The organism is uncultured Eudoraea sp., from assembly GCF_947258525.1.
Classification (GTDB): domain Bacteria; phylum Bacteroidota; class Bacteroidia; order Flavobacteriales; family Flavobacteriaceae; genus Eudoraea.
The window spans coordinates 1-21,039 of record NZ_CAMYIP010000200.1 but is presented as its reverse complement, the minus strand read 5'-3'; the positions used below and the strand labels follow the sequence as shown (position 1 = coordinate 21,039).

Genomic DNA, 21,039 nt, shown 5'->3' with positions numbered 1-21,039 from the left:
AAAAGTTTGCAAATATAATTAATATGGCAGGTTACACCTATGATCTTATACCCTTATTTACTTTTGATAAACAGGATTTGCAGTTATTTATTGTTTTAAAGAAGCATCTAATTCCGCTTATCCTGTCCCCAGAGCAACTTGTTTCTTATGGTTTCCAAAAAGCTCTCAGAAGTATAAGCAATCATTTTTACTTTAAATGGGACCTTGTTAATCGTAATTTCTTTACCATTTTCTATAGTAGCAATTCGCGAATCTAAAGAAACAAGGTGATTTTCTTCGCGTCCGGAAACTTTTAATCGGATTATGGTATCGTCTGAGATAACAAGGGGTCTTGCATTTAAGTTATGTGGAGCAATTGGGGTAATTACCAGAGATTGTACGCCCGGCATTATTACAGGACCGCCACAACTCAAGGAATAGCCAGTAGATCCTGTTGGCGTTGCAACAATAAGCCCATCTGCCCAATATGAGGTCAAATATTCATCATTTAGATGAGTTTCCACGGTTATCATAGAAGTCGTATCCTTTCTACTTACAGATACTTCATTTAAGGCATAATTCATATCCTTAAATTCAGGGATGTCAAAATCCGCATTCACTTGCACTAAACTTCGCTCATCTATTGAATAGGCTCCCGAAATAAATTCGGTTACAACTCTTCTGACTTCCTCCTTTTTTATTGTTGATAAGAACCCAAGTCTTCCTGTATTTACTCCAACTATTGGAATACCCAGATCCCGGATATAGGTGATAGCTCTTAAAATTGTACCATCCCCTCCAAAGCTTACAAACATTTCAAAAGACGAGTCCAACCCAGCTTCACGATTGAAAGTAGTATATTCAGATATTTGTCTTTCTGCGGACAATTGGGCATAAAAATCTGATTCAATACATACTTCTGCACTAACATTCTTGCATTCATCCAATAATTCAATAACGTAATCGAAGGCCTCGCTCTGGTATATTTGAGCATATATTGCAATTTTCATAGTGCAAAGTTTTATGAAATTAACCTTTAAACAGGGAAGATAATGAGGGTACAATCATTATTTTCAGAATACTTCCCCACATAGAATTTAAACGTTAAGGTATTTATCAAGATAATCCGATCTTTCCTTTAAATTCTCAATAAACTGATCATCCTTGTTACCAAAGAGTATATTGTAGTCATATCGCCTAAAGGTATGGACTACTTCACTAAAATTACCAGTACTGATTTTTATCGTAATTTGAACAATATCATTTTGAATATCCGTAACAAATGCTCCAAGTAACTTGGTATTATTGCTTTCAACGATCTGAGCTATTTCACTAAAAGAATAGTCTTTTGCACTTTTTGTCAATACCAGTACTCCGCCTGGTTCTGTAAAAAAAGGAGTATCTATAAAGACCCCTACAATATCATTAAGATCATAATAACCAAGTACCTGATTTTCATCATCCAAAACAGGTAACAAGTTGCATTCGTTTCTGGCAAATTTTTCAAGAACATCAAGCCAGGAGGTGCTTTTTAAGGCAAAAAAGGATTCAAGATTATATTTATAGTCTTCTATTTTTTTGGTGCTCTCAAAGGTCTCAAGATCATTTTCGGATAAGACTCCCAAAAAAATATTATTCTCAACAATAGCCACATGAGAATAGGTGGAATGCTTAAAAAAGTGAATAACCTCCTTAAGTGTTCCTTCCAAATTGAAAACCGGAATTGTATTGATTATATGAGATTGAATCTCCATGTCCTTAAAATCTTATGCAAAATACTAATTTTAAATATCAAAAGGCATGCCTAATTTGTATTTTTGAGCCCTGAAAAATGTAAATATCGCAAAATGACAAAACTTAGTGTTAATGTTAACAAAATAGCCACTCTGAGGAATTCGCGAGGAGGAAACGTTCCAAACCTCTTAAAAGTAGTAGCTGACATAGAAGATTTTGGCGCACAAGGAATCACCATTCATCCAAGACCCGACGAAAGACACATAAAATATGATGACGCCCGTAAGCTTCGGAATATTGTAACTACAGAATTAAATATTGAGGGGAATCCTGTTGAGAAGTTTATTGATTTGGTACTGGAGGTACAACCTGCTCAGGTAACCCTGGTGCCAGACGCAGTAGATGCTATTACCTCTAATGCCGGTTGGGACACTATAAAGCACAAAGACTTTTTAAAAGATGTCATTGGGATATTTAAAGAAAAAAATATCCGTACTTCAATTTTTGTAGATCCTGAAATAAGTATGGTTACCGGAGCTGCCAAAACGGGTGCAGACAGAATTGAGCTCTATACTGAGCAATATGCCAGAGATTATGAAGCAGGGAAAATGAATGGAATTCAGCCTTTTATTGAAGCTGCAAAAACTGCTCATGAATTAGGTTTGGGAATTAATGCAGGACACGATTTAAGCCTCAATAATATAAAGTATTTCAAGGATAATATTTCAAATCTTCTGGAAGTTTCCATTGGGCACGCCCTGATCTGTGAATCGCTCTATCTGGGACTTGAGAATGTAATTAATATGTATTTACACCGATTGAAATAATGACTTTACTACATTCAAACATAATAGGCAAAGGCAAACCGCTGATGATATTGCACGGCTTTTTGGGAATGTCAGATAATTGGAAAACTTTGGGAACGCAATATGCCCAGCATGGGTATGAGGTTCATCTTATCGATCAGCGAAATCATGGTAAGAGCTTCTGGTCGGACGAATTTAATTATACAATTCTTGCAGATGATTTAAATCACTACTTAAACTATCATAAGTTTAGAAGTGCCTCTATCCTTGGTCATTCAATGGGTGGTAAAACCGCAATGACATTTGCGTGCAAGTATCACGATTCAGTAGATAAATTAATAGTTGCCGACATTGCTCCAAAATTTTACCCTCCTCATCATCAGTATATTATTGATGCCTTAAAAACTTTACCCATGGAAGAAATTACCTCCCGAAGTCAGGCCGATTTTTTGCTTGCGGAACACCTTCATGATTGGGGAATTAGGCAGTTTTTGTTAAAAAGTCTTCATTGGGTAGAAAAAGGGAAATTAGCCTTTCGTTTTAACCTCGACGTCTTATCGCAAAAAATGGAAGAAATTGGGGAATCCCTGGGCCATACAGAATATTTTACCGGTCCGACCTTATTTCTAAGAGGCAGCAGATCAGAGTACATTGCTAATGAAGACATGTCTGAAATTAGGAATCATTTTCCGAGTGCCCAGTTGGAAACCATCGATGATTCAGGACATTGGCTACATGCTGAAAACCCACAACAGTTTATTGAAAAATCTATGGTTTTTCTGAATTCGTAAAAAAAGGGGCAAGCCGCCTGGGTTGGCCACATTTGTTTATAAAACTTCTAATATTGTCTATTAAAAAAAATAGTTACTTTTAAGGAAGCTAATTATTGTTGGTACTCTATATTAATACTAAAGACCTAACCAAATGAAACTAATTATTCGAATATTATTGAGCGCACTTGCCGTAGTAATACTCGCAAATATACTACCGGGTGTGGGCGTAGACTCTTATACTACTGCGATTATCGTGGCTATTGTATTAGGCCTTCTGAATTTTATTATAAAGCCTATTCTGGTAATACTTACCTTGCCCATAACAATACTAACGTTGGGTCTTTTCTTACTAATTATTAACGCCCTGATTATTCTGCTTGCGGATAAGTTTGTATCCGGTTTTACTGTGGATACTATTTGGTGGGCACTACTATTCAGTCTGCTTTTGACCTTCCTGGAATCTATCTTTTTCTCATTTTTAAAGGAGGATTAAATTTCCTGATTCAGGAATTGATAATCAGCTATTTAAAAACTTGTCCCGGTTCATAAAATATTCTATTTTTGCATCCCATTTTAGAAAGCAAATAAGAGATATAGATGAATATTCAGAAAGAGCAGATAGACGAGTTAAATGCTATTGTTAAAGTAGCTATAACTAAAGATGACTATAGTGATAAGGTAGATAAAATTCTTAAAGATTATAAAAAACAGGCTAATATTCCGGGGTTCAGGAAAGGTCAGGTTCCCATGGGTTTAATCAAGAAACAATACGGTAAAGCCGTATTGGTTGACGAAGTAAATAAACTTTTACAGGATAACCTCAACAAATATCTTACCGAAGAAAAATTAGATGTACTTGGAAATCCACTTCCGAAACAACAAGATAATTTTGATTGGGAAGCGGAAGATTTTTCTTTTGAATTTGAATTGGGTCTCGCACCTAATTTTGAAGTATCCCTAAAGACAAAAAAGCCGGTCACACATTATAAAATTGTGGCCGATAAGAAGATGATAGATGAGCAGGTAGAGCGTATTAGAAAACAATACGGAAAACTTATTAGCAAATCTGAAGTAGGGAAGAATGATGAACTTACCGGTACTTTCAGTAATGAAGAAGAGGAAATAGACAATAAGTCTACCCTTGAAATGTCTAAATTGAAAAATAAAAAAGCCATTAATAGTCTTATCGGTAAAAAAGCTGGTGACATTGTAATTTTGAAAACAAAAGGTCTTTTTGAAGAAGACTATTTATTATCCGGAGCTTTAGGAATTCAAAGAGACCAGGTTGAAAAACTGAATATAGAAGTAAGTTTTACTATAGAGGAAATAAATGAGAGGGAGTCTGCCGATTTAGATCAGGAATTGTTTGACAAGTTATTTGGTAAAGATGTTATTAAATCAGAAAAAGATCTGAGAGATAGAATTAAGGAAGATTCGGAAAAGCAATTTGAACAACAGGCAGATCAGAAATTATTAAATGATATTACTGAACGATTAATTGAAACAATAAAATTTGATCTACCGGCCGGATTTCTTAAAAAATGGATTCAGACTACAGGAGAAAAGGCCATTACTGAAGAAGAGGCCAATGATGAATATGAAAAGTCTGAAAAAGGATTACGCTATCAATTAATTGAAGGCAGAATCATTAAAGATAACGGAATAGAAATTCAGTTTGATGAATTAAAAGAATTTGCAAAAGGTTTTATTAAGTCTCAAATGGCACAATACGGGCAGTTAAATCCGCAGGAAGAAGAATTAGACACTATTGCCACCAGGGTTCTGAGCAATCAGGAAGAAGTAAAAAGACTATCCGAGCAGTTGATGAGTCAAAAGTTGCTTACCCTTTACAAGGAAAAGGCTAATTTGAAGAAGAAAGAAGTTACCTATGACAATTTTGTGAAAGAAGTTTACGGTTAGAATTCAAAAATAAATTAAGTATCTTTACGGTGCCGAAAGCAGTAATTTCGGCACCTTTTTTTTTAAAAAAACTATTATTATTTATATGGATTTCGGAAAAGAATTTCAAAATTATGCCATTAAAGACCGGGGCATTAACAGCATGTACTATGAGCGTATTATTAGTAGTATGTATCCGGTTAACATGACACCAAACATTATTGAGGAAAGACAACTCAATGCAATTGCAATGGATGTTTTCTCCAGACTTATGATGGATCGTATTATTTTTATGGGGACAGGAATTAATGACCAGGTGGCCAATATTGTGCAGGCACAATTACTTTTTCTGGCCAGTGCAGATTCATCAAAAGATATTCAGATTTATATTAACTCTCCGGGAGGTAGCGTCTATGCGGGTCTCGGTATCTATGACACCATGCAATTTATTAAACCTGATGTGGCTACAATCTGCACAGGAATGGCTGCTTCTATGGCTGCAGTTCTTTTGTGCGCCGGCGAAAAAGGTAAACGCAGTGGTTTAACACATTCCAGGGTAATGATACACCAACCGATGTCCGGAGCACAGGGGCAGGCAAGTGATATAGAGATTGCTGCTATTGAAGTACTCAAAATTAAGGATGAATTATACCATATTATATCTAAACACTCAGGGCAAAAATTTGACAAGGTCTATGAAGACAGTGACCGGGATTATTGGATGAAGGCTAAAGAAGCCATGGATTATGGTATGATTGATGAAATATTAGAAAGGGATAAAGATTAATTTCGACAAAATACCCATATTTCTGGTGTTATGGGTATGTTTTAATGAACCAAAATAGCTTTTGTTTCGTTATTGTTTAGAAATCTAGTATAAGTTATGGCTAAGGAAAATCTAGAATGTTCTTTTTGCGGAAGAAAAAAACCTGAGACAAATCTCTTGATAGCAGGTTTAGATGCACATATATGTGATAGATGTATAGAACAGGCACACGGTATAGTGGCAGAAGAATCGAAGCAATCAAAGAATGATGACCTGTCTTCTGAACTTATCCTAAAGAAACCTCTTGAAATTAAAGGTTTTCTGGACGCCTATGTCATTGGACAGGAACGCACTAAGAAAGTACTATCAGTAGCAGTTTATAATCACTACAAAAGACTATTGCAACCTCACTCCAAAGAGGATGATATAGAGATTCAAAAAAGTAACATTGTGATGGTTGGGCAAACCGGTACCGGTAAAACTCTTATGGCCAAAACCATTGCAAAAATGCTTAATGTCCCACTAGCTATTGTTGATGCAACAGTATTAACTGAGGCAGGATATGTAGGTGAAGATGTTGAAAGTATCCTCACGCGTCTTTTGCAAGCTGCAGATTACAATCTGGAAAAAGCGGAGAGAGGTATTGTTTTTATAGACGAGCTTGATAAAATTGCCCGTAAAAGTGATAACCCTTCCATTACACGAGACGTTTCCGGGGAAGGTGTACAACAGGGATTGCTTAAATTATTAGAGGGAACCATGGTGAATGTACCGCCAAAAGGTGGGAGAAAACACCCAGATCAAAAATTTATAGAAGTAAATACGGAAAATATCCTGTTTATCGCCGGTGGAGCATTTGATGGTATAGAACGGATTATTACTAAAAGATTAAATATGCAGGCTATTGGTTATAGTGCTGCTAAAAAAGAAGAAAGTTTGGATAATTCAAACGTACTTCAATATATCATACCAAAGGATCTGAAAGAATTTGGATTGATTCCGGAAATAATTGGAAGACTGCCAGTCCTGACACATATGAATCCTCTGGATGAAAAAACACTGAGAGCTATTTTAACTGAACCTAAAAATGCAATAATAAAACAGTATGAAAAACTATTTGCCATGGATGGCATTAGCTTTAAAATTACTGACCAGGCTTTGGATTATATTGTAGAAAAAGCAGTTGAATACAAATTAGGAGCCAGAGGTTTACGATCTTTATGCGAAGCTGTCTTTACCGATGCAATGTTCGAGCTTCCAAGCAGTGAAGAAACAGAATTTAAGGTTACCAAACCTTATGCAGAGAATAAATTGTCCTTTGAAACTATCAAGAAACTAAAGGCAGTTTCTTAAAACTAAGCGTATTTTTTAATAGGCCCTGCAGCAAATTCAAACTTACCTTTTGGATTATTTTGTCATCACTATATAATTCCCTGCCGAACTTTGGGACAATTTCCATATTCACATCCATTTCGGATGCCCATTTGGCAGTAGGTTTATCATCCTGATATTCACCGTAAAGCAAATTAATCTTACAGTCAGGTTTTTCAGTTTGCAAGTGAAGATTTAACGGAGAAACTGCGGTTATCGATTTAATGGGCAGACCACTTAATGCAGCATTCCAGGCAATTGTACCACCTGCACAAAAAGTAAGGTAATGACTTTCTTCTCTTTCTTTTGTTAATAGCTGAGCTAATGCCGTATTCATGCCTCCTCTATTGAACGCTTCACAGACGTTTTCAGCTGTATAGTTATCAAGTTTTATATCGGAAAGCTGAAGGCTATCATAAAAAACTATGTCAAAATATTGTTGCAAATAGCCTAAATACGAAGTTATCCATAGTCCTTTTTTTGCGCCCCACATATCGGATAAAACAACCAGTCGTTCTGCCATAAATGTGATGTTTATTAATAATCGGGTTAAGTTAGGACCTGCAATGTGACTATTAATTAACTATTCCCAGAATTTTTTGGATTAATTGGTGCATTTCATCGATATAGTAGCTTAATCAGTAGTGTCATTAAGCAAGGACAGCTATAAAAATGAATGGTTTTAGCTGTTCATTTCCAACAATTCATCTATATAAATCCTCTCATTGGATAATCGCGGAATCTTATGCTGGCCACCCAGTTTTCCTTTAGACTTTAACCAATCATAGAAGAGGTTTTTCCTTGCCATATGAACTTTAGGCATTTTTAATGTCATACTATTGTACCTCTTTGCCTCATAATCAGAATTTAATGATTTAAGAGCATTGTCCAATACTTCTGTAAAGTATTGAATTTCTTCAGGAGCCTTACGGAATTCAATAATCCATTCGTGGGCCCCTTTTTCCTTTTGTGACATAAAAATTGGTGCGGCCGTATAATCCATTATTTCAGCACCGGTCTTCTGACAACTATTTTTTAGTGCCTCTTCGGCATTTTCAATGATGAGCTCCTCGCCAAATGCATTGATATGGTGTTTTGTTCTGCCGGTAACCTTTATCCTATATGGGTTGGTAGAGGTAAAACGAATGGTATCGCCTATGGAATAACGCCAAAGTCCTGAATTTGTCGTAATGATAATGGCGTAATTCTGATTCTCCTCAACCTCCCATAGCGGAAGTACTTTCTGATCTGGAAGACCATAGGATTCCATTGGAATGAATTCGTAAAAAATCCCATAATCAAGCATTAATAATAAATCATCTGCATTATTCCGGTCCTGAATAGCAAAAAATCCTTCAGAGGCATTATAAATCTCATAGTAGTTGAAATTCATCTTTGGTAGCAGGTTATGGTATTGCTCCAAATATGGGTTAAAACTTACACCGCCATGGAAATAGACTTCAAGATTTTCCCATACCTCAAACAAGTTATTCTTACCCGTTTCTTCCAGTACTTTATTTAAGAGAACCAACATCCAGGATGGAACACCGGCTAAACTGGTAACATTTTCCTGAATGCTTTCCTGTATAATAGCATTCATTTTAGTTTCCCATTCACTCATAAGAGAAACCCTGCTGCTTGGGGTACTGCTCAACTCTGCCCAGAAAGGCATATTATCTATTAAAATGGCTGAAAGATCACCAAAAAATGTGCCGTTATCTTCATATAACTCCTTACTACCTCCAAGGCGAAGACTTTTACCTGTAAACAACTGAGAATTCTCATTATTATTTAAATAGAGACACAATAAATCTTTACCCGATTTATAGTGGCAATCTTCTAAAGCCTCAGCACTTACCGGAATAAATTTACTTTTGGCATTGGTTGTTCCACTACTTTTTGCAAACCACTTAATTGTTGTTGGCCAAAAAATATTTTGTTCTCCTCTTCTGGTACGCTCTATTAAGGGTTCTATTTCCTCATAGGACCCGATAGGAATCCGCTCAGCAAAAGTCTTATAACTTGTAATTGAGCTAAATTCGTGTTCCCTGCCGATCTTTGTGTCTTCAGCAATTCCCAATAATTGAAACAAAACTTCCTCCTGTACTTCTGCAGGGTACTTCAGAAAAAGTTCTATCTGGTGATAGCGCTTTTTCAAAAGCCATGAAGCAATAGAATTAAATAAAGGTATCGGCATTTTTTGGGTATCTTTAATGGCTTAAACCTAACGGATAAAGTTAGTATTTTCAAATGAATTTTTAACAAAAATCGCGATTCATGCGTTACGAGGGTGTTTTGCGCAAGATGCAATCTGAATTGGGCCAACCTATTCAGTATTATTTGATATTTAATGAAGACTTCTTAAATGTCAACCAGGTACTGGACAAAGAATTACAAATAAGTTTTATAAAATACCAATGCCTGAATTGCGGAGAAGACAGGCCCATTTTCAGGCAGGGATATTGTCAAACATGTTTTTTTGAAACTCCTGCTGCCGGTGATTGGATAATGAGACCAGAACTTAGTACAGCACATTTAGACAAAGAAGACCGCGATTTGGAATATGAAAAGAAAGTGCAACTACAACCTCACATTGTATACCTTGCAAATTCGAGTAATGTGAAAGTAGGTGTCACAAGGAAATCTCAGATCCCAACCAGATGGATTGATCAGGGAGCGCATGAAGCTATTGAAATTGTTGAAGTCCCCAACCGCTATTTGGCCGGTATAACAGAACTCGCCTTAAAAGAACATGTCAGCGACAAAACCAATTGGCGCAAAATGCTCACAAATACAATAGAAGACGTAGATTTGATTCAATGGCGAAATAAGTTAAGCCAATACATCCCGGATGAAGCTGTTGCCTATTATATAGAAAACAATCAGGAAACCCATATGGAGTTTCCTGTTCTACAATATCCTGTAAAAGTAAAAAGCCTAAATCTTCAAAAAACAACAACCTTTAAGGGCGTGCTTAAAGGAATAAAGGGCCAATACTTAATTTTTGAAGATAATACCGTGTTTAATATTCGGGGGAATGAGGGTTTGTATGTTGGTCTGGGAATTAATTAATCGAATCTTCCGCATCCTTTGAGCCGTTTTTACTTTTTTTCTTTCCGCCTAAAATTCCTCCGAGAATTCCTTTTGCTGCTTTTGTTACAGGGTCTTCAGTAGACATCGTGTCTCTATTTATATTGGAAGTATCCTTATTTTTTGCCTGTTCTGCCAGTACACCTCCTAAAACTTCATTTAATTTTACATTTTCTGGACTTGCCTCGCCCAAAGAGTCTTTCTCACTAGCCTTTGATGATAAAATACCTCCTATCAGTTCCCCTGCTTTCTCAGTGCCCTTATTAATAATTTTTTGCTTCTGAACAGCAAGTAATCTTGAAGTTAAATCTTTTATACCCGCGCTTAGATCAGTATTAATCTTTGGTGCATCATAAAAGCCCCCAACACCGGCCTTTACCGGAAGTGTCAAATTATCCAATTCCTTTTCATCAATCTGGGCGATTAGTGAATTAATCTCTTTACCCAAATATTTTCGAGGAACTTCAATGTTTAAATTATAATTCAGCTTACTATCAAAAGAATGGCTGCCATCCACCGCGATAGCGATATCGCCATAGTTTATTGTAAATGGCTTAACATTAACTACGCCATCTTTGAATGAAAGTACAGTTTTTAAGGTATTAAGATTAAATTTGTCCGCTTCAATGAAATTCAATTGTGAATTCAGCGCATTTACTATTTTACTGTTTTCCGGATTTAATTTTATGGCCAGCAGTTCCGTATTTACCGTTCCGGATATGGTATTGAGATCTGGCGTAAAATCATCATTAAGCCTACCAGTTATATTTATGGCGGAATTTAACTTTCCTTCCAGGGATGCTGCCATAGGGGCAAGTGTCCTGAATAACTCCAGAGACTTAAAGGTATCTGCTAAATTTAAATTGTTCATCCCCAGCTGCATCTGAAAATCAGCCGTTTCCCCTTTAGTACTTGTAAACCCATTTAAGTTCAGGTTCCCATCAAATAATGAAGACTCAAAATTTGAGAGCTCGGCTCTTTGATCAACAATTCTTAATCGTCCTTTTACATTTCGCAGAATCAGGTTGTCATAAACGACCGAACCGGCCCTGGCGTCAATTATACAATCAAGGAAGGCCGGGATTTGAATTTTTTCTGTTTTAAGTTCTGATCCTTCCTTGCTTTTTGCTGTATCATCTTTTTTGGAATCTGCTATTTCTTCCTTCGACATAAAATCGCCCAGATGAAAAGTATCTGAATTCATTTTAAAACTACCTGTTACTTTCTCATCATTAAACAAAAAACCTAGCAGGTTTTTAATGGTTCCGTCTATATTAAAATCTGTTTTCCCTATTTGGCCATTCATATTGTTGAGCATTACAGCAGCCGGTGAAAATTCCATGCCAGCACTATGTATAGCGAGAGGACCGGATAATTCATCAGATATGTATCTCAGTTCATTTACCTTTAAATGACCATTCAGTTCTGTATTTTCATATCTCTTCTTTTCTATGGATTCCATATCAAAAGAAGTAGTAATATCGGCATCGAGTTGCCCTTTCATATCCAGGGCTTGGGGCATGGGGTAAGCACTGGAAATATTTGCAAGATTCATATTACATACGATATGCGACTGCACTTTGGTATTACCCATTAATTGTGTGAGCCTAGAGCTTAATTCGAAACGGTCATTTTCGATCGCGAAGGAGGCATTGTCAATATCTATATAAGTATCTTCTGCCAAGCCAGAAGAATTTTTAATACTGATGTCCATATTGATGTTCTTTATCGCCCTTGGCAAATCGGGATACTTTATTGAAGCATCCCTGGCATCAATCTGGATATTAAAATTCGGGATATGTTCATCATCTATAATACCTGTTATCTCGCCATCGACATTGAAATTCCCGGTCGTTTTTACATCTTTTATGTTTTGAGTATATACTTCAGGAATTACCGCCAAGAAATTATGAAACTCTGATGAAGGAGTTCTGAATTTAATATCCACTTCTTGTTTTTCTTCTCGAGTCTTCACAAATCCCTCAAAAACCAAGGGAAGATTGTTTATAAAACCCTCGTTCTTTAAAAAGGAATAAGTGCCGGTTTTAAGATCAACCCCAATTAACGCATCCAGCCTCACCAAAGTATTTTCAAGATATCGGGTACTATCTAAATCAAATGAAACATTAGCCCTGGTTTGTGTTTGAAGTTCACTTAGTTCCAAAGAAAGGTCTCCTTTTCCTATGTGTTCCAGATTTTTCAAATCAAGCAACACTCCGGAATTGAAATCTTCATAGACTATTTCAGAATCCTTTAATTGAAAAAATTCCAGACCTAAATTAAAACTACTTGCGTCTGATTCATTTTTAGAATTGGATTCTTCCTCTTTAGTTATATCGTAATTTGCATTTTGTTGTTTATCTGTTTTGAGTTTCAAAACTGCTTTGTCCAGGATAAGGCTATTTATTAGAATAGGTTCGTCAGCACCCTTCAGGAGTTCCTTAATACCCATTTCCAATGCAATAGATTTAGCCTTAAAGAGGGTGTCGCCTTCAAACGAACCTTTTGTAAGCAAAGCTAAATCATGAAGTTGAAGTTCCGCTTTAGGAAAGCTTCGAAGTAGACTAAGATCTACTTCTGAGAAATCTAAAGTAGCATTAATGTTCTTATTGACATTGTTTTTAATTAGATCGCCAATCTTAGCCTCTAGGAAAAAAGGGACGGCAATAAGTACCCCCAAAACAACTAACAACAGTATTCCGGTTATTTTTAATATTCTCTTTTTCATAATGTATGAAGCTCAGTCCGTTTAGAACTAAAAATATTTGATATTAGTATACCTTTTATCGAAAACTTAAAAAATAAAAAGGAACTTAATATAAGTAGCAAAGAATAGATTCTATGCTACTAATCAATTTCAGGCATCAAGGTTAATTTCTTCACCCACGGCCAATTTAAATCTCTTTCTGAAGATATATACGAACAAATACAGAAATGGGGTGTCCAGAAAAGCGATAAATATTTTAAAAATAACACCGCTTATAACCAACCCACGGAACATACTCCAGGGTATAACCCCAAAAATGCAAAGCAGACCCACTACAGTAGTGGTATCTATAATTTGCGAAGAAAAAGTGGAGAAATTATTGCGAAGCCATAATAATTTGCCTTTAGTGAGGCGTTTCCAGAAATGATAGATAGCAATGTCCACGTATTGTGCGCTCAGGTAGGCCAGCATTGAGGCAAGCACAGCTAAAGGAGATAATGCAAAAACGCTCCTGAAAACAGCATCGTCCACGGGAGATGAAGGAATAGCAGGCGCAAAGTCTGAAATCAGAATAATCCCCATGGAAAAAAAGGAGGCAAAAATACCTGTGGTAACCACCTGATTGGCTTTCTTCCTTCCAAATATTTCGGAAATAAGGTCCGTTATTAAAAAGGTAATGGGATATGGTAAGACCCCAACCGAAATTTCAAATAAAGGTGCTCCAAAAACAGTTACATCACCAAAAGGATACCAAAAAAAGAATTTTTGGAAAATTAAATTGGAAACCACCAAAGAAGTAATAAAAAGGGCCCCCAGGTATATGTATATGCGATATGCTTGTTTTCTATTTTTGGGAGTCATTAAGCTATTTAATGGTTAAGGTAAAGGGCAAACGCGCCTGAATTCCTTTTTGTTCCATTACAGATTTGACTTCTCTATAAAGTCCGTAAATCTCATCGCCAATCTCTTTTCGGATTATTTGTTCCTTGTTAAGTATACTTGCCCCTCCAAAATCTTCCATAAAACGTTCAAAACTGGTTTTATATTTCGGGTATTTCCTGATTGAGTAAGAATCCAAATTGGCCAGTACGGCTGCCTCTTCAATTGCATCCTCAAGACCACCCAACTCATCTACCAGTCCCAGTTCTTTGGCTTCGGTTCCACTCCAAACCCGTCCCTGAGCAAGGCTATCTGCCCGGGCCATAGTAATATTTCTACCTTCAGATACTTTACTCAGAAAAGTCTGGTAGGTAGTCTCTATACCTTCTTTAACAAAAGCTCTAAACTCATCACTCATAGGTTCAAAAAACGAATAGTCAACAGAGTTTTTATTGGTTCCTACCTGCTCCGCATTGATTCCAATATTAGCTGCCAATTCATTTATATTAGGAATTGTTCCAAAGACGCCAATAGATCCTGTTATTGTAGTAGGTTCGGCATAAATTTTATCTGCCCCTACTGAAATATAATATCCACCGGAAGCAGCAACATCACCCATAGATACCACAATAGGTTTTTTCTCTTTTGCCATTTCCAGTTCACGCCATATAATATCAGATGTAAGCGCACTACCTCCCGGGGAGTTAACCCTTAAAACAATTGCTTTAACTGACTTGTCGTCCCGGGCTTTAATAATAGCCTTGTTAATAATTCCCTGTCCAATATAATTCGGTCCGCCCTCTCCATAGAGAATTTCACCCTGTGCAAAAATGATTGCAATTTTATCTTTCCCACCACCTAATTTCTTTTTTCGTGAAATCTTAGTATAATCTTCAAGTGAAATAGTGTTGAGTTTATCGTCCGCGCTAATACCTATAGCCTGTTTTAATCGTTTTTTATATTCATCGTAGTAAATAACATCATCAAGCAATCCTGAAGCTTTTGCATACTCTGGCTTTCTGCCACCAAGAGTGTCAGCTATAATATTAATATTCTCTTCTGACATTGATCTGTCTAAGGCAATTTCAGAAACAATGGTATTCCAAATTGAATTTAGAAGTTCTTTGATTTGAGTTCTGTTTTCCTCACTCATCTCATTAGATAGAAAAGGCTCCACGGCACTTTTGTATTTACCGTGCCTTACGACTTCCATTTTTACACCGGTCTTATCCTGTAAGTCTTTAAAAAATAATACTTCCGCAGCAAGTCCTTTAAAATCCATTGCCCCAACCGGGTTTAAAAAAATACTATCTGCAACGCTTGCCAAATAGTAGTCTTTTTGCATATAAAAATCTCCGAATGCGTATATAAATTTTCCGCTTTCTTTAAAATCAGTCAGGGCATTTCTTATGGCCTGAGTTGAGGAAATTCCGGCAGATATATAATTGTTATTAATACTGATCCCTTTAATATCGTTATCCTCTTTTGCTACCTTTATTGCATGTAGAATTTCATCTAGCCCCTGCGCCTTCTCAAAAAGAACATCAAAAGGATCTCCCTCTTTATTCCCGGTATAATCATTAATAGGGTATTTCATTTGTAACTCCAATACGGAGTTCTTCTTAACTGTTACCGTTTCTTCAGTATTAATAAGACTTATAAAAATCATAAACATGAAGAACATTATACCAAATGCTATCAAAGTGCCTATTATCGCAGCAAGGAGGTTTCTTAAAAAATTCATACAATTCTATACTTAATAGTTGTCAAAGATAACCAAACTTAAGATGATGCCATGAAGTTATTTTTTACTTCGATATAATTCAACCTGAGTAATTAAACCAATAGGCGCTTAATAAATAGAGTCTCTTTATTGTAATTTAGTCGTCATCTGGCTTACCTTTGTTTGTACACTATGAAGGAAGCTAAAACTATATATCTTTCGCTTGGAAGTAACCTTGGAAACAGACTTTTCAATTTGCAGCGTGCCGTCATACTCTTGCAAAAAGAGCTTGGTCCTATTCTTAAAATTTCCGGGGTGTATAAAAGCCCTTCGTGGGGTTTTGATGGGGAAGACTTCTTAAATGCATGTTTATCGCTAGAAACAGATAAAACACCTTCAGAAGTACTGGAAATACTATTAAAAGTTGAACAGGAAATGGGCCGTCAGCGCTCTGAAGGGGCAGGTTATCAGTCCAGAAATATTGATATTGATCTGTTGTACTACAACTCTGAAATAATTAAAACAGATGAACTCACGGTACCCCACCCCCAAATGCAATTAAGAAGATTTGTTCTAAAACCTCTTGCAGATATTGCTCCTCAATACTATCATCCTATACTAGGGAAAGATACCAGAAACTTGTTGCAGGAATGTAAAGACAAGACTAGTCTGGAACAAACCCCGCATAAATTATACCCAAGCAGGGAATTACTCTTTTCCCAACTGCATTTGGTAGCTATTGAAGGTAACATTGGCGCAGGTAAAACTACCCTGGCCAGAAAAATAGCCGACGAGCATAATGCCAAACTTGTATTGGAACGATTTGCGGACAACCCGTTTTTACCGAAGTTCTACAATGATCAAAGCAGATACGCCTTTCCATTAGAAATGTCCTTTTTGGCCGACAGATACCAGCAGTTTACAGATGATACAACTCAACTTGATCTTTTTAAAAATTTTATGGTAAGTGATTATGATATCTATAAGTCTTTGATTTTTGCACAAATAACGCTCCAAAAAGAGGAGTTTAAGCTATATCGTAAAATGTTTAATTTTATGTATAAAGAAGTGAAAAAACCCGATATCTATATCTTCCTTTACCAGAGCACCGAACGTTTGTTAGAAAATATTAAAAAAAGAGGACGTTCATATGAACAAGGAATAGATAAGGAATACCTGGAGAAAATTAATCGTGGCTATTTTGATTTTTTAAAGGGTTTTCCTCATCGTAAAAGCCTGATAATTGATATTGCAGATCTCGATTTTGTGGAAAATACCACTGATTTCGAATTAATAATAGATAAAATTCTTGAGCAGTCACTTACGGACTAAGGCCTTTGTCTACAAGCTTTATTTAGGAAAACGCCATTACATTTTAACACTTATTTAGCATTTTTCTTGCATAGTTGAAAAGGAATTACTTTCTTGCACATCCAATTTTGAGAAACTAACTAACTCAAACTATATATCCAAAAACCCTGACATTGCTGTCAGGGTTTTTATTTTTTAGCCTTTTACAGGCTAAAAGACTAAAGGTAATTTATTCTATTTTGAAGCAGGCTGCAGTTTAGACCAAAGATCCCAAATGACTACTCCGGCACTTACAGAAATATTCAACGAATGCTTAGTTCCATACTGAGGTATTTCTAAAACACCCTGGCAAATATCTACTACTTCCTGAGAAACCCCTTTTACTTCATTTCCAAAAATCAGGGCGTACTTTGTTGACCTTTTAGGAACAAACTGATTGAGGGGAATGGCATTTTCTGTTTGCTCAACCGCCAGGCAAGAATAGTCTTTCTGAAGTTCCTTAATTAAACCTACGGTGTTTTTTCTGTACTCCCAGGCAACGCTTTCGGTAGCTCCCAATGCTGTTTTGTGGATATCCTTGTGGGGCGGAGAAGCAGTTATCCCGCATAAATAAATCTTTTCAATCAGGAAAGCATCTGCGGTTCTAAAGACGGAACCAATATTGTTTAAACTCCGGATATTGTCCAAAACAAGGACTATAGGTGTTTTTTGTGCTTTTTTGAACTGAATAACATCCAGCCGGTCTAACTCACTATTTTTAAGTTTTCGCATATAAAGACTAAGATTTCTAAATCTAAGGAGTAAACCTTCTATTAAATGAACTTGTACTAAGTTATCCGAAAATATCAACAAGGGGTTACAATCCCTGGGAAAAATAGTATTTTCGTTTACTCCCTGGTTGACAAAAATAGGGGAATAAACTACTTTGGCCAATTCCGATAAAATAAAGAAAGTGACGCCTCTGATGAGGCAGTACAATACCATCAAGACGAAATATCCTGATGCACTTTTGCTATTCAGGGTAGGTGACTTCTATGAAACTTTTGGGGAAGATGCCGTAAAAGCAGCAGGAATTCTGGGGATTGTACTTACCCACAGAAATAATGGGGGCGACAGGACAGAACTGGCAGGTTTTCCACATCATTCGCTAAATACTTATCTCCCTAAACTGGTTAAGGCAGGTCAGCGGGTTGCCATTTGTGATCAATTAGAAGACCCTAAATTAACCAAGACCATAGTTAAAAGAGGCGTTACAGAGTTAGTAACACCGGGAGTAGCGCTAAATGATGATATATTAAGTGCTAAATCCAATAATTTTCTTTGTGCTGTTCATTTCGGGGTTAAGATACATGGGGTTTCTTTTTTAGACATCTCTACGGGTGAATTCCTAACCGCAGAGGGTAAGTTAGAACAAATAGACAAATTGCTTCAAAATTTTGCCCCTAATGAAGTTCTTGTTTCAAAAGCACATAAGACAGATTTTAAGGAAGCTTTTGGTACCCGTTTCCATACCTTCTATCTGGAAGACTGGATCTTTCAGGAGGATTATGCCCAAGAGACCCTTACCAACCATTTTAGAACCACAACCTTAAAAGGTTTTGGCATAGCTCATTTGAAGTATGGAATAATAGCTTCAGGTGCAGCATTGCATTATCTTTCTGATACCCGGCATAATCAATTGCAGCATATCAGTAAGATCCAAAGAATAGCCGAAGAGGAATATATCTGGATGGATAGATTTACTATAAAAAACCTGGAATTATACCATTCGCATAATGAAAATGCTGTTACCCTTATAGACGTTATTGATAAGACTATTTCTTCTATGGGCGGGCGCCTATTAAAACGCTGGCTGGCACTGCCCCTTAAGAATATTGAAAAAATAAGGCGCAGGCATGACGTAATTTCTTATTTCCTTGAAAATGAAGGTTCACTCCAAAAACTGCAGTATGGAATTAAACATATAGCAGATCTTGAACGGCTAATTTCAAAAGTCGCTACCGGAAAAGTGAACCCCAGGGAAACGGTACAATTAAAAAATTCATTAGAAGCTATTGTACCCATAAAACAATTAATTACTCAAAGTGAAAATGAATCCTTAAGACTCATAGGAGACAAATTGGATAATTGTGATGCCGTCCGTGAAAAAATAAAAAAGCTGTTACAGGAAGATGCTCCAGTTAATGTTCTTAAAGGCAATGTTATAGCAAAAGGATATTCTGCTGAGCTTGATGAGCTAAAGGATTTGGCCTTCAGCGGGAAGGACCATCTGGATCAGATGCTGATAAGAGAAACGAAACGCACTGGGATCAGCTCCCTGAAAATTGCCTCAAATAATGTTTTCGGCTACTATATTGAAGTACGCAACACACACAAGGACAAAGTTCCTGAAGAATGGATACGAAAGCAAACCCTTGTAAACGCAGAACGGTATATTACGGAGGAATTAAAGGAATACGAAGCTAAGATCTTAGGAGCTGAGGAACGCATTTTAAGTCTGGAACAACAGTTGTTCTCGCAATTAGTCGTATGGTTACAGGAATATATTGCACCTGTTCAACAAAATGCCCATCAGATTGCCAGGCTGGATTGCCTGTGTGGTTTTACACAACTTGCAAAAGAAAACAATTATGTGGCCCCCGCCTTAAATGACAGCACCGAAATATCCATTAAGAATGGCCGGCATCCTGTTATAGAAAAGCAACTGCCTTTGGGCGAGTCCTATATACCCAATGACCTGGTTTTAAACAGGGAATCTCAACAAATTATTATGATTACAGGGCCAAATATGAGCGGCAAATCGGCTATATTGAGACAAACTGCCCTCATTGTTTTACTGGCACAGATGGGAAGTTATGTTCCGGCGGAAGCGGCCCAGATAGGTTATGTTGACAAGATTTTTACACGAGTTGGCGCCAGTGATAATATATCTCTTGGAGAATCTACTTTTATGGTAGAAATGAATGAAACGGCATCTATCCTCAACAATCTTTCAGACAGAAGCCTTATCCTGCTTGATGAAATTGGAAGGGGCACCAGCACCTATGACGGGATTTCCATTGCCTGGGCAATTTCTGAATACCTGCATGAACATCCGGCCAGGGCAAAGACCCTCTTTGCGACCCATTATCATGAACTAAATGAAATGGCAACCACCTTTGAGCGGATAAAGAATTACAATGTAGCTGTAAAAGAGTTAAAGGATACTGTACTGTTTTTAAGGAAGCTTGTGCCCGGCGGGAGTGAACACAGTTTTGGAATCTATGTGGCAAAAATGGCAGGAATGCCCCAGCAAGTTATCCATAAGGCCGAGAAGATCTTAAAAAAATTGGAAAAATCCCATTCCAGTGAAGAACTCACGGATAATCTGCAAGCGGCACAAAATGAAATGCAACTCAGTTTTTTTAATCTTGATGATCCTTTATTGGAACGAATTAAGGAGGAATTAATTCATTTAGACATCAACACATTAACACCTGTTGAGGCGCTGATGAAACTTAACGAAATTAAACGAATGCTCACTAAGAATAAAAAGGCTACTTCCTGATTTAAGCAGGCTAATTAGTCCTCATCCAGGGTACCATAATCCTGGATAAAAAAAATTACTTTTATTGCGCATCATCATATTCTTTTTGGTTAAAAGTTCTTTGCTTTCTATAGAATTGTATTAAATTTGCGTCCGCATCCCTTTTTAAGGTGCCACGTTCTTTAGAATATGCGAAAATAGCTTCCCATTAGATATCGAGAGTTGAGCCCAAATTGCCACAGCAATTAGAGTTCAAAAACTGAAGGGCTATTTTCTAAATACGCGAAAATAGCTTCCCGATAGTTATCGGGAGTTGAGCGCCATATTGCCACACAGCAATTAGAGTTCAAAAACTGAAGGGCTATTTTCTAAATACGCGAAAATAGCTCAGTTGGTAGAGCGCCACCTTGCCAAGGTGGAGGTCGCGGGTTCGAATCCCGTTTTTCGCTCAAATTAAGAACCACGTGCTGCCCGT

At 36.9% G+C, this 21,039-nt stretch carries 17 protein-coding genes and 1 tRNA gene; 10 read left to right on the top strand and 8 right to left on the bottom strand.

The features are described 5' to 3' along the window. Positions 1 to 107: 107 nt before the first annotated feature. Together Q0X89_RS15210 and Q0X89_RS15205 are read right to left on the bottom strand one after the other, a co-directional pair. Complete coding sequence (locus tag Q0X89_RS15210) at positions 108 to 989, bottom strand: NAD kinase (protein ID WP_297695693.1); 882 nt, start codon at positions 987 to 989, stop codon at positions 108 to 110. Positions 990 to 1,076: 87 nt separating this feature from the next. Beyond that, entirely contained in the window at positions 1,077 to 1,733 is a 657-nt protein-coding gene (locus Q0X89_RS15205; RefSeq protein ID WP_297695691.1) for a CBS domain-containing protein, read from the bottom strand. Between the two features lie 93 nt (positions 1,734 to 1,826). Here Q0X89_RS15205 and Q0X89_RS15200 point away from each other — a divergent pair, with 93 nt between their 5' ends. The 6 genes from Q0X89_RS15200 to clpX all read left to right on the top strand — a co-directional run bounded on the left by Q0X89_RS15200 (position 1,827) and on the right by clpX (position 7,310). Next, positions 1,827 to 2,540 (top strand): pyridoxine 5'-phosphate synthase, encoded by a 714-nt coding sequence (locus tag Q0X89_RS15200; RefSeq protein WP_297695689.1) that lies wholly within the window; start codon positions 1,827 to 1,829, stop codon positions 2,538 to 2,540. Next, positions 2,540 to 3,310 (top strand): alpha/beta fold hydrolase, encoded by a 771-nt coding sequence (locus tag Q0X89_RS15195; protein WP_297695687.1) that lies wholly within the window; start codon positions 2,540 to 2,542, stop codon positions 3,308 to 3,310. Before Q0X89_RS15200 ends, Q0X89_RS15195 begins: the two co-directional genes overlap by 1 nt. Positions 3,311 to 3,443: 133 nt before the next feature. Next, positions 3,444 to 3,785, top strand: coding sequence for a phage holin family protein (locus Q0X89_RS15190; protein ID WP_297695685.1), 342 nt, complete (start codon positions 3,444 to 3,446; stop codon positions 3,783 to 3,785). Between the two features lie 104 nt (positions 3,786 to 3,889). Beyond that, the gene (gene tig / locus Q0X89_RS15185; protein ID WP_297695683.1) at positions 3,890 to 5,212 is read left to right on the top strand and encodes a trigger factor; all 1,323 of its coding nucleotides are present in this window, start codon (positions 3,890 to 3,892) and stop codon (positions 5,210 to 5,212) included. Positions 5,213 to 5,297: 85 nt separating this feature from the next. Continuing rightward, positions 5,298 to 5,978, top strand: coding sequence for an ATP-dependent Clp endopeptidase proteolytic subunit ClpP (clpP, locus tag Q0X89_RS15180; protein ID WP_297695681.1), 681 nt, complete (start codon positions 5,298 to 5,300; stop codon positions 5,976 to 5,978). A gap of 96 nt (positions 5,979 to 6,074) precedes the next feature. Continuing rightward, complete coding sequence (clpX, locus tag Q0X89_RS15175; protein ID WP_297695679.1) at positions 6,075 to 7,310, top strand: ATP-dependent Clp protease ATP-binding subunit ClpX; 1,236 nt, start codon at positions 6,075 to 6,077, stop codon at positions 7,308 to 7,310. On the opposite strand, the gene Q0X89_RS15170 is transcribed toward clpX, so the two are convergent. Then, a complete protein-coding gene (locus Q0X89_RS15170; RefSeq protein ID WP_297695677.1) occupies positions 7,285 to 7,851 on the bottom strand; it encodes a hypothetical protein in 567 nt (188 codons plus the stop codon). The genes clpX and Q0X89_RS15170 overlap by 26 nt on opposite strands. 159 nt (positions 7,852 to 8,010) lie before the next feature. Beyond that, complete coding sequence (locus Q0X89_RS15165; RefSeq protein WP_297695675.1) at positions 8,011 to 9,525, bottom strand: GH3 auxin-responsive promoter family protein; 1,515 nt, start codon at positions 9,523 to 9,525, stop codon at positions 8,011 to 8,013. An 80-nt stretch (positions 9,526 to 9,605) separates the two neighbouring features. On the opposite strand from Q0X89_RS15165, the gene Q0X89_RS15160 reads away from it, so the two are divergent. Beyond that, positions 9,606 to 10,400, top strand: coding sequence for a DUF2797 domain-containing protein (locus tag Q0X89_RS15160; RefSeq protein WP_297695673.1), 795 nt, complete (start codon positions 9,606 to 9,608; stop codon positions 10,398 to 10,400). Here Q0X89_RS15160 and Q0X89_RS15155 read toward each other — a convergent pair. From Q0X89_RS15155 to sppA, 3 genes are all read right to left on the bottom strand, one after another. Further along, a complete protein-coding gene (locus Q0X89_RS15155) occupies positions 10,393 to 13,146 on the bottom strand; it encodes an AsmA-like C-terminal region-containing protein (RefSeq protein ID WP_297695671.1) in 2,754 nt (917 codons plus the stop codon). The two genes, Q0X89_RS15160 and Q0X89_RS15155, sit on opposite strands and share 8 nt — an antisense overlap. Before the next feature lie 129 nt (positions 13,147 to 13,275). Continuing rightward, a complete protein-coding gene (locus Q0X89_RS15150) occupies positions 13,276 to 13,986 on the bottom strand; it encodes a queuosine precursor transporter (RefSeq protein WP_297695668.1) in 711 nt (236 codons plus the stop codon). Between the two features lie 4 nt (positions 13,987 to 13,990). Beyond that, positions 13,991 to 15,748, bottom strand: coding sequence for a signal peptide peptidase SppA (gene sppA, locus Q0X89_RS15145; RefSeq protein WP_297695666.1), 1,758 nt, complete (start codon positions 15,746 to 15,748; stop codon positions 13,991 to 13,993). A gap of 171 nt (positions 15,749 to 15,919) precedes the next feature. Between sppA and folK the strand changes: the two genes are divergently transcribed. Then, entirely contained in the window at positions 15,920 to 17,059 is a 1,140-nt protein-coding gene (gene folK / locus Q0X89_RS15140) for a 2-amino-4-hydroxy-6-hydroxymethyldihydropteridine diphosphokinase (RefSeq protein ID WP_297695664.1), read from the top strand. A gap of 213 nt (positions 17,060 to 17,272) precedes the next feature. On the opposite strand, the gene Q0X89_RS15135 is transcribed toward folK, so the two are convergent. Then, entirely contained in the window at positions 17,273 to 17,809 is a 537-nt protein-coding gene (locus tag Q0X89_RS15135) for an RNA methyltransferase (RefSeq protein WP_297695662.1), read from the bottom strand. A 193-nt stretch (positions 17,810 to 18,002) separates the two neighbouring features. On the opposite strand from Q0X89_RS15135, the gene mutS reads away from it, so the two are divergent. Next, entirely contained in the window at positions 18,003 to 20,585 is a 2,583-nt protein-coding gene (mutS, locus tag Q0X89_RS15130) for a DNA mismatch repair protein MutS (protein ID WP_297695660.1), read from the top strand. Positions 20,586 to 20,940: 355 nt separating this feature from the next. Beyond that, positions 20,941 to 21,013: transfer RNA gene (locus Q0X89_RS15125), tRNA-Gly, on the top strand. The last annotated feature ends 26 nt before the right edge of the window (positions 21,014 to 21,039 follow it).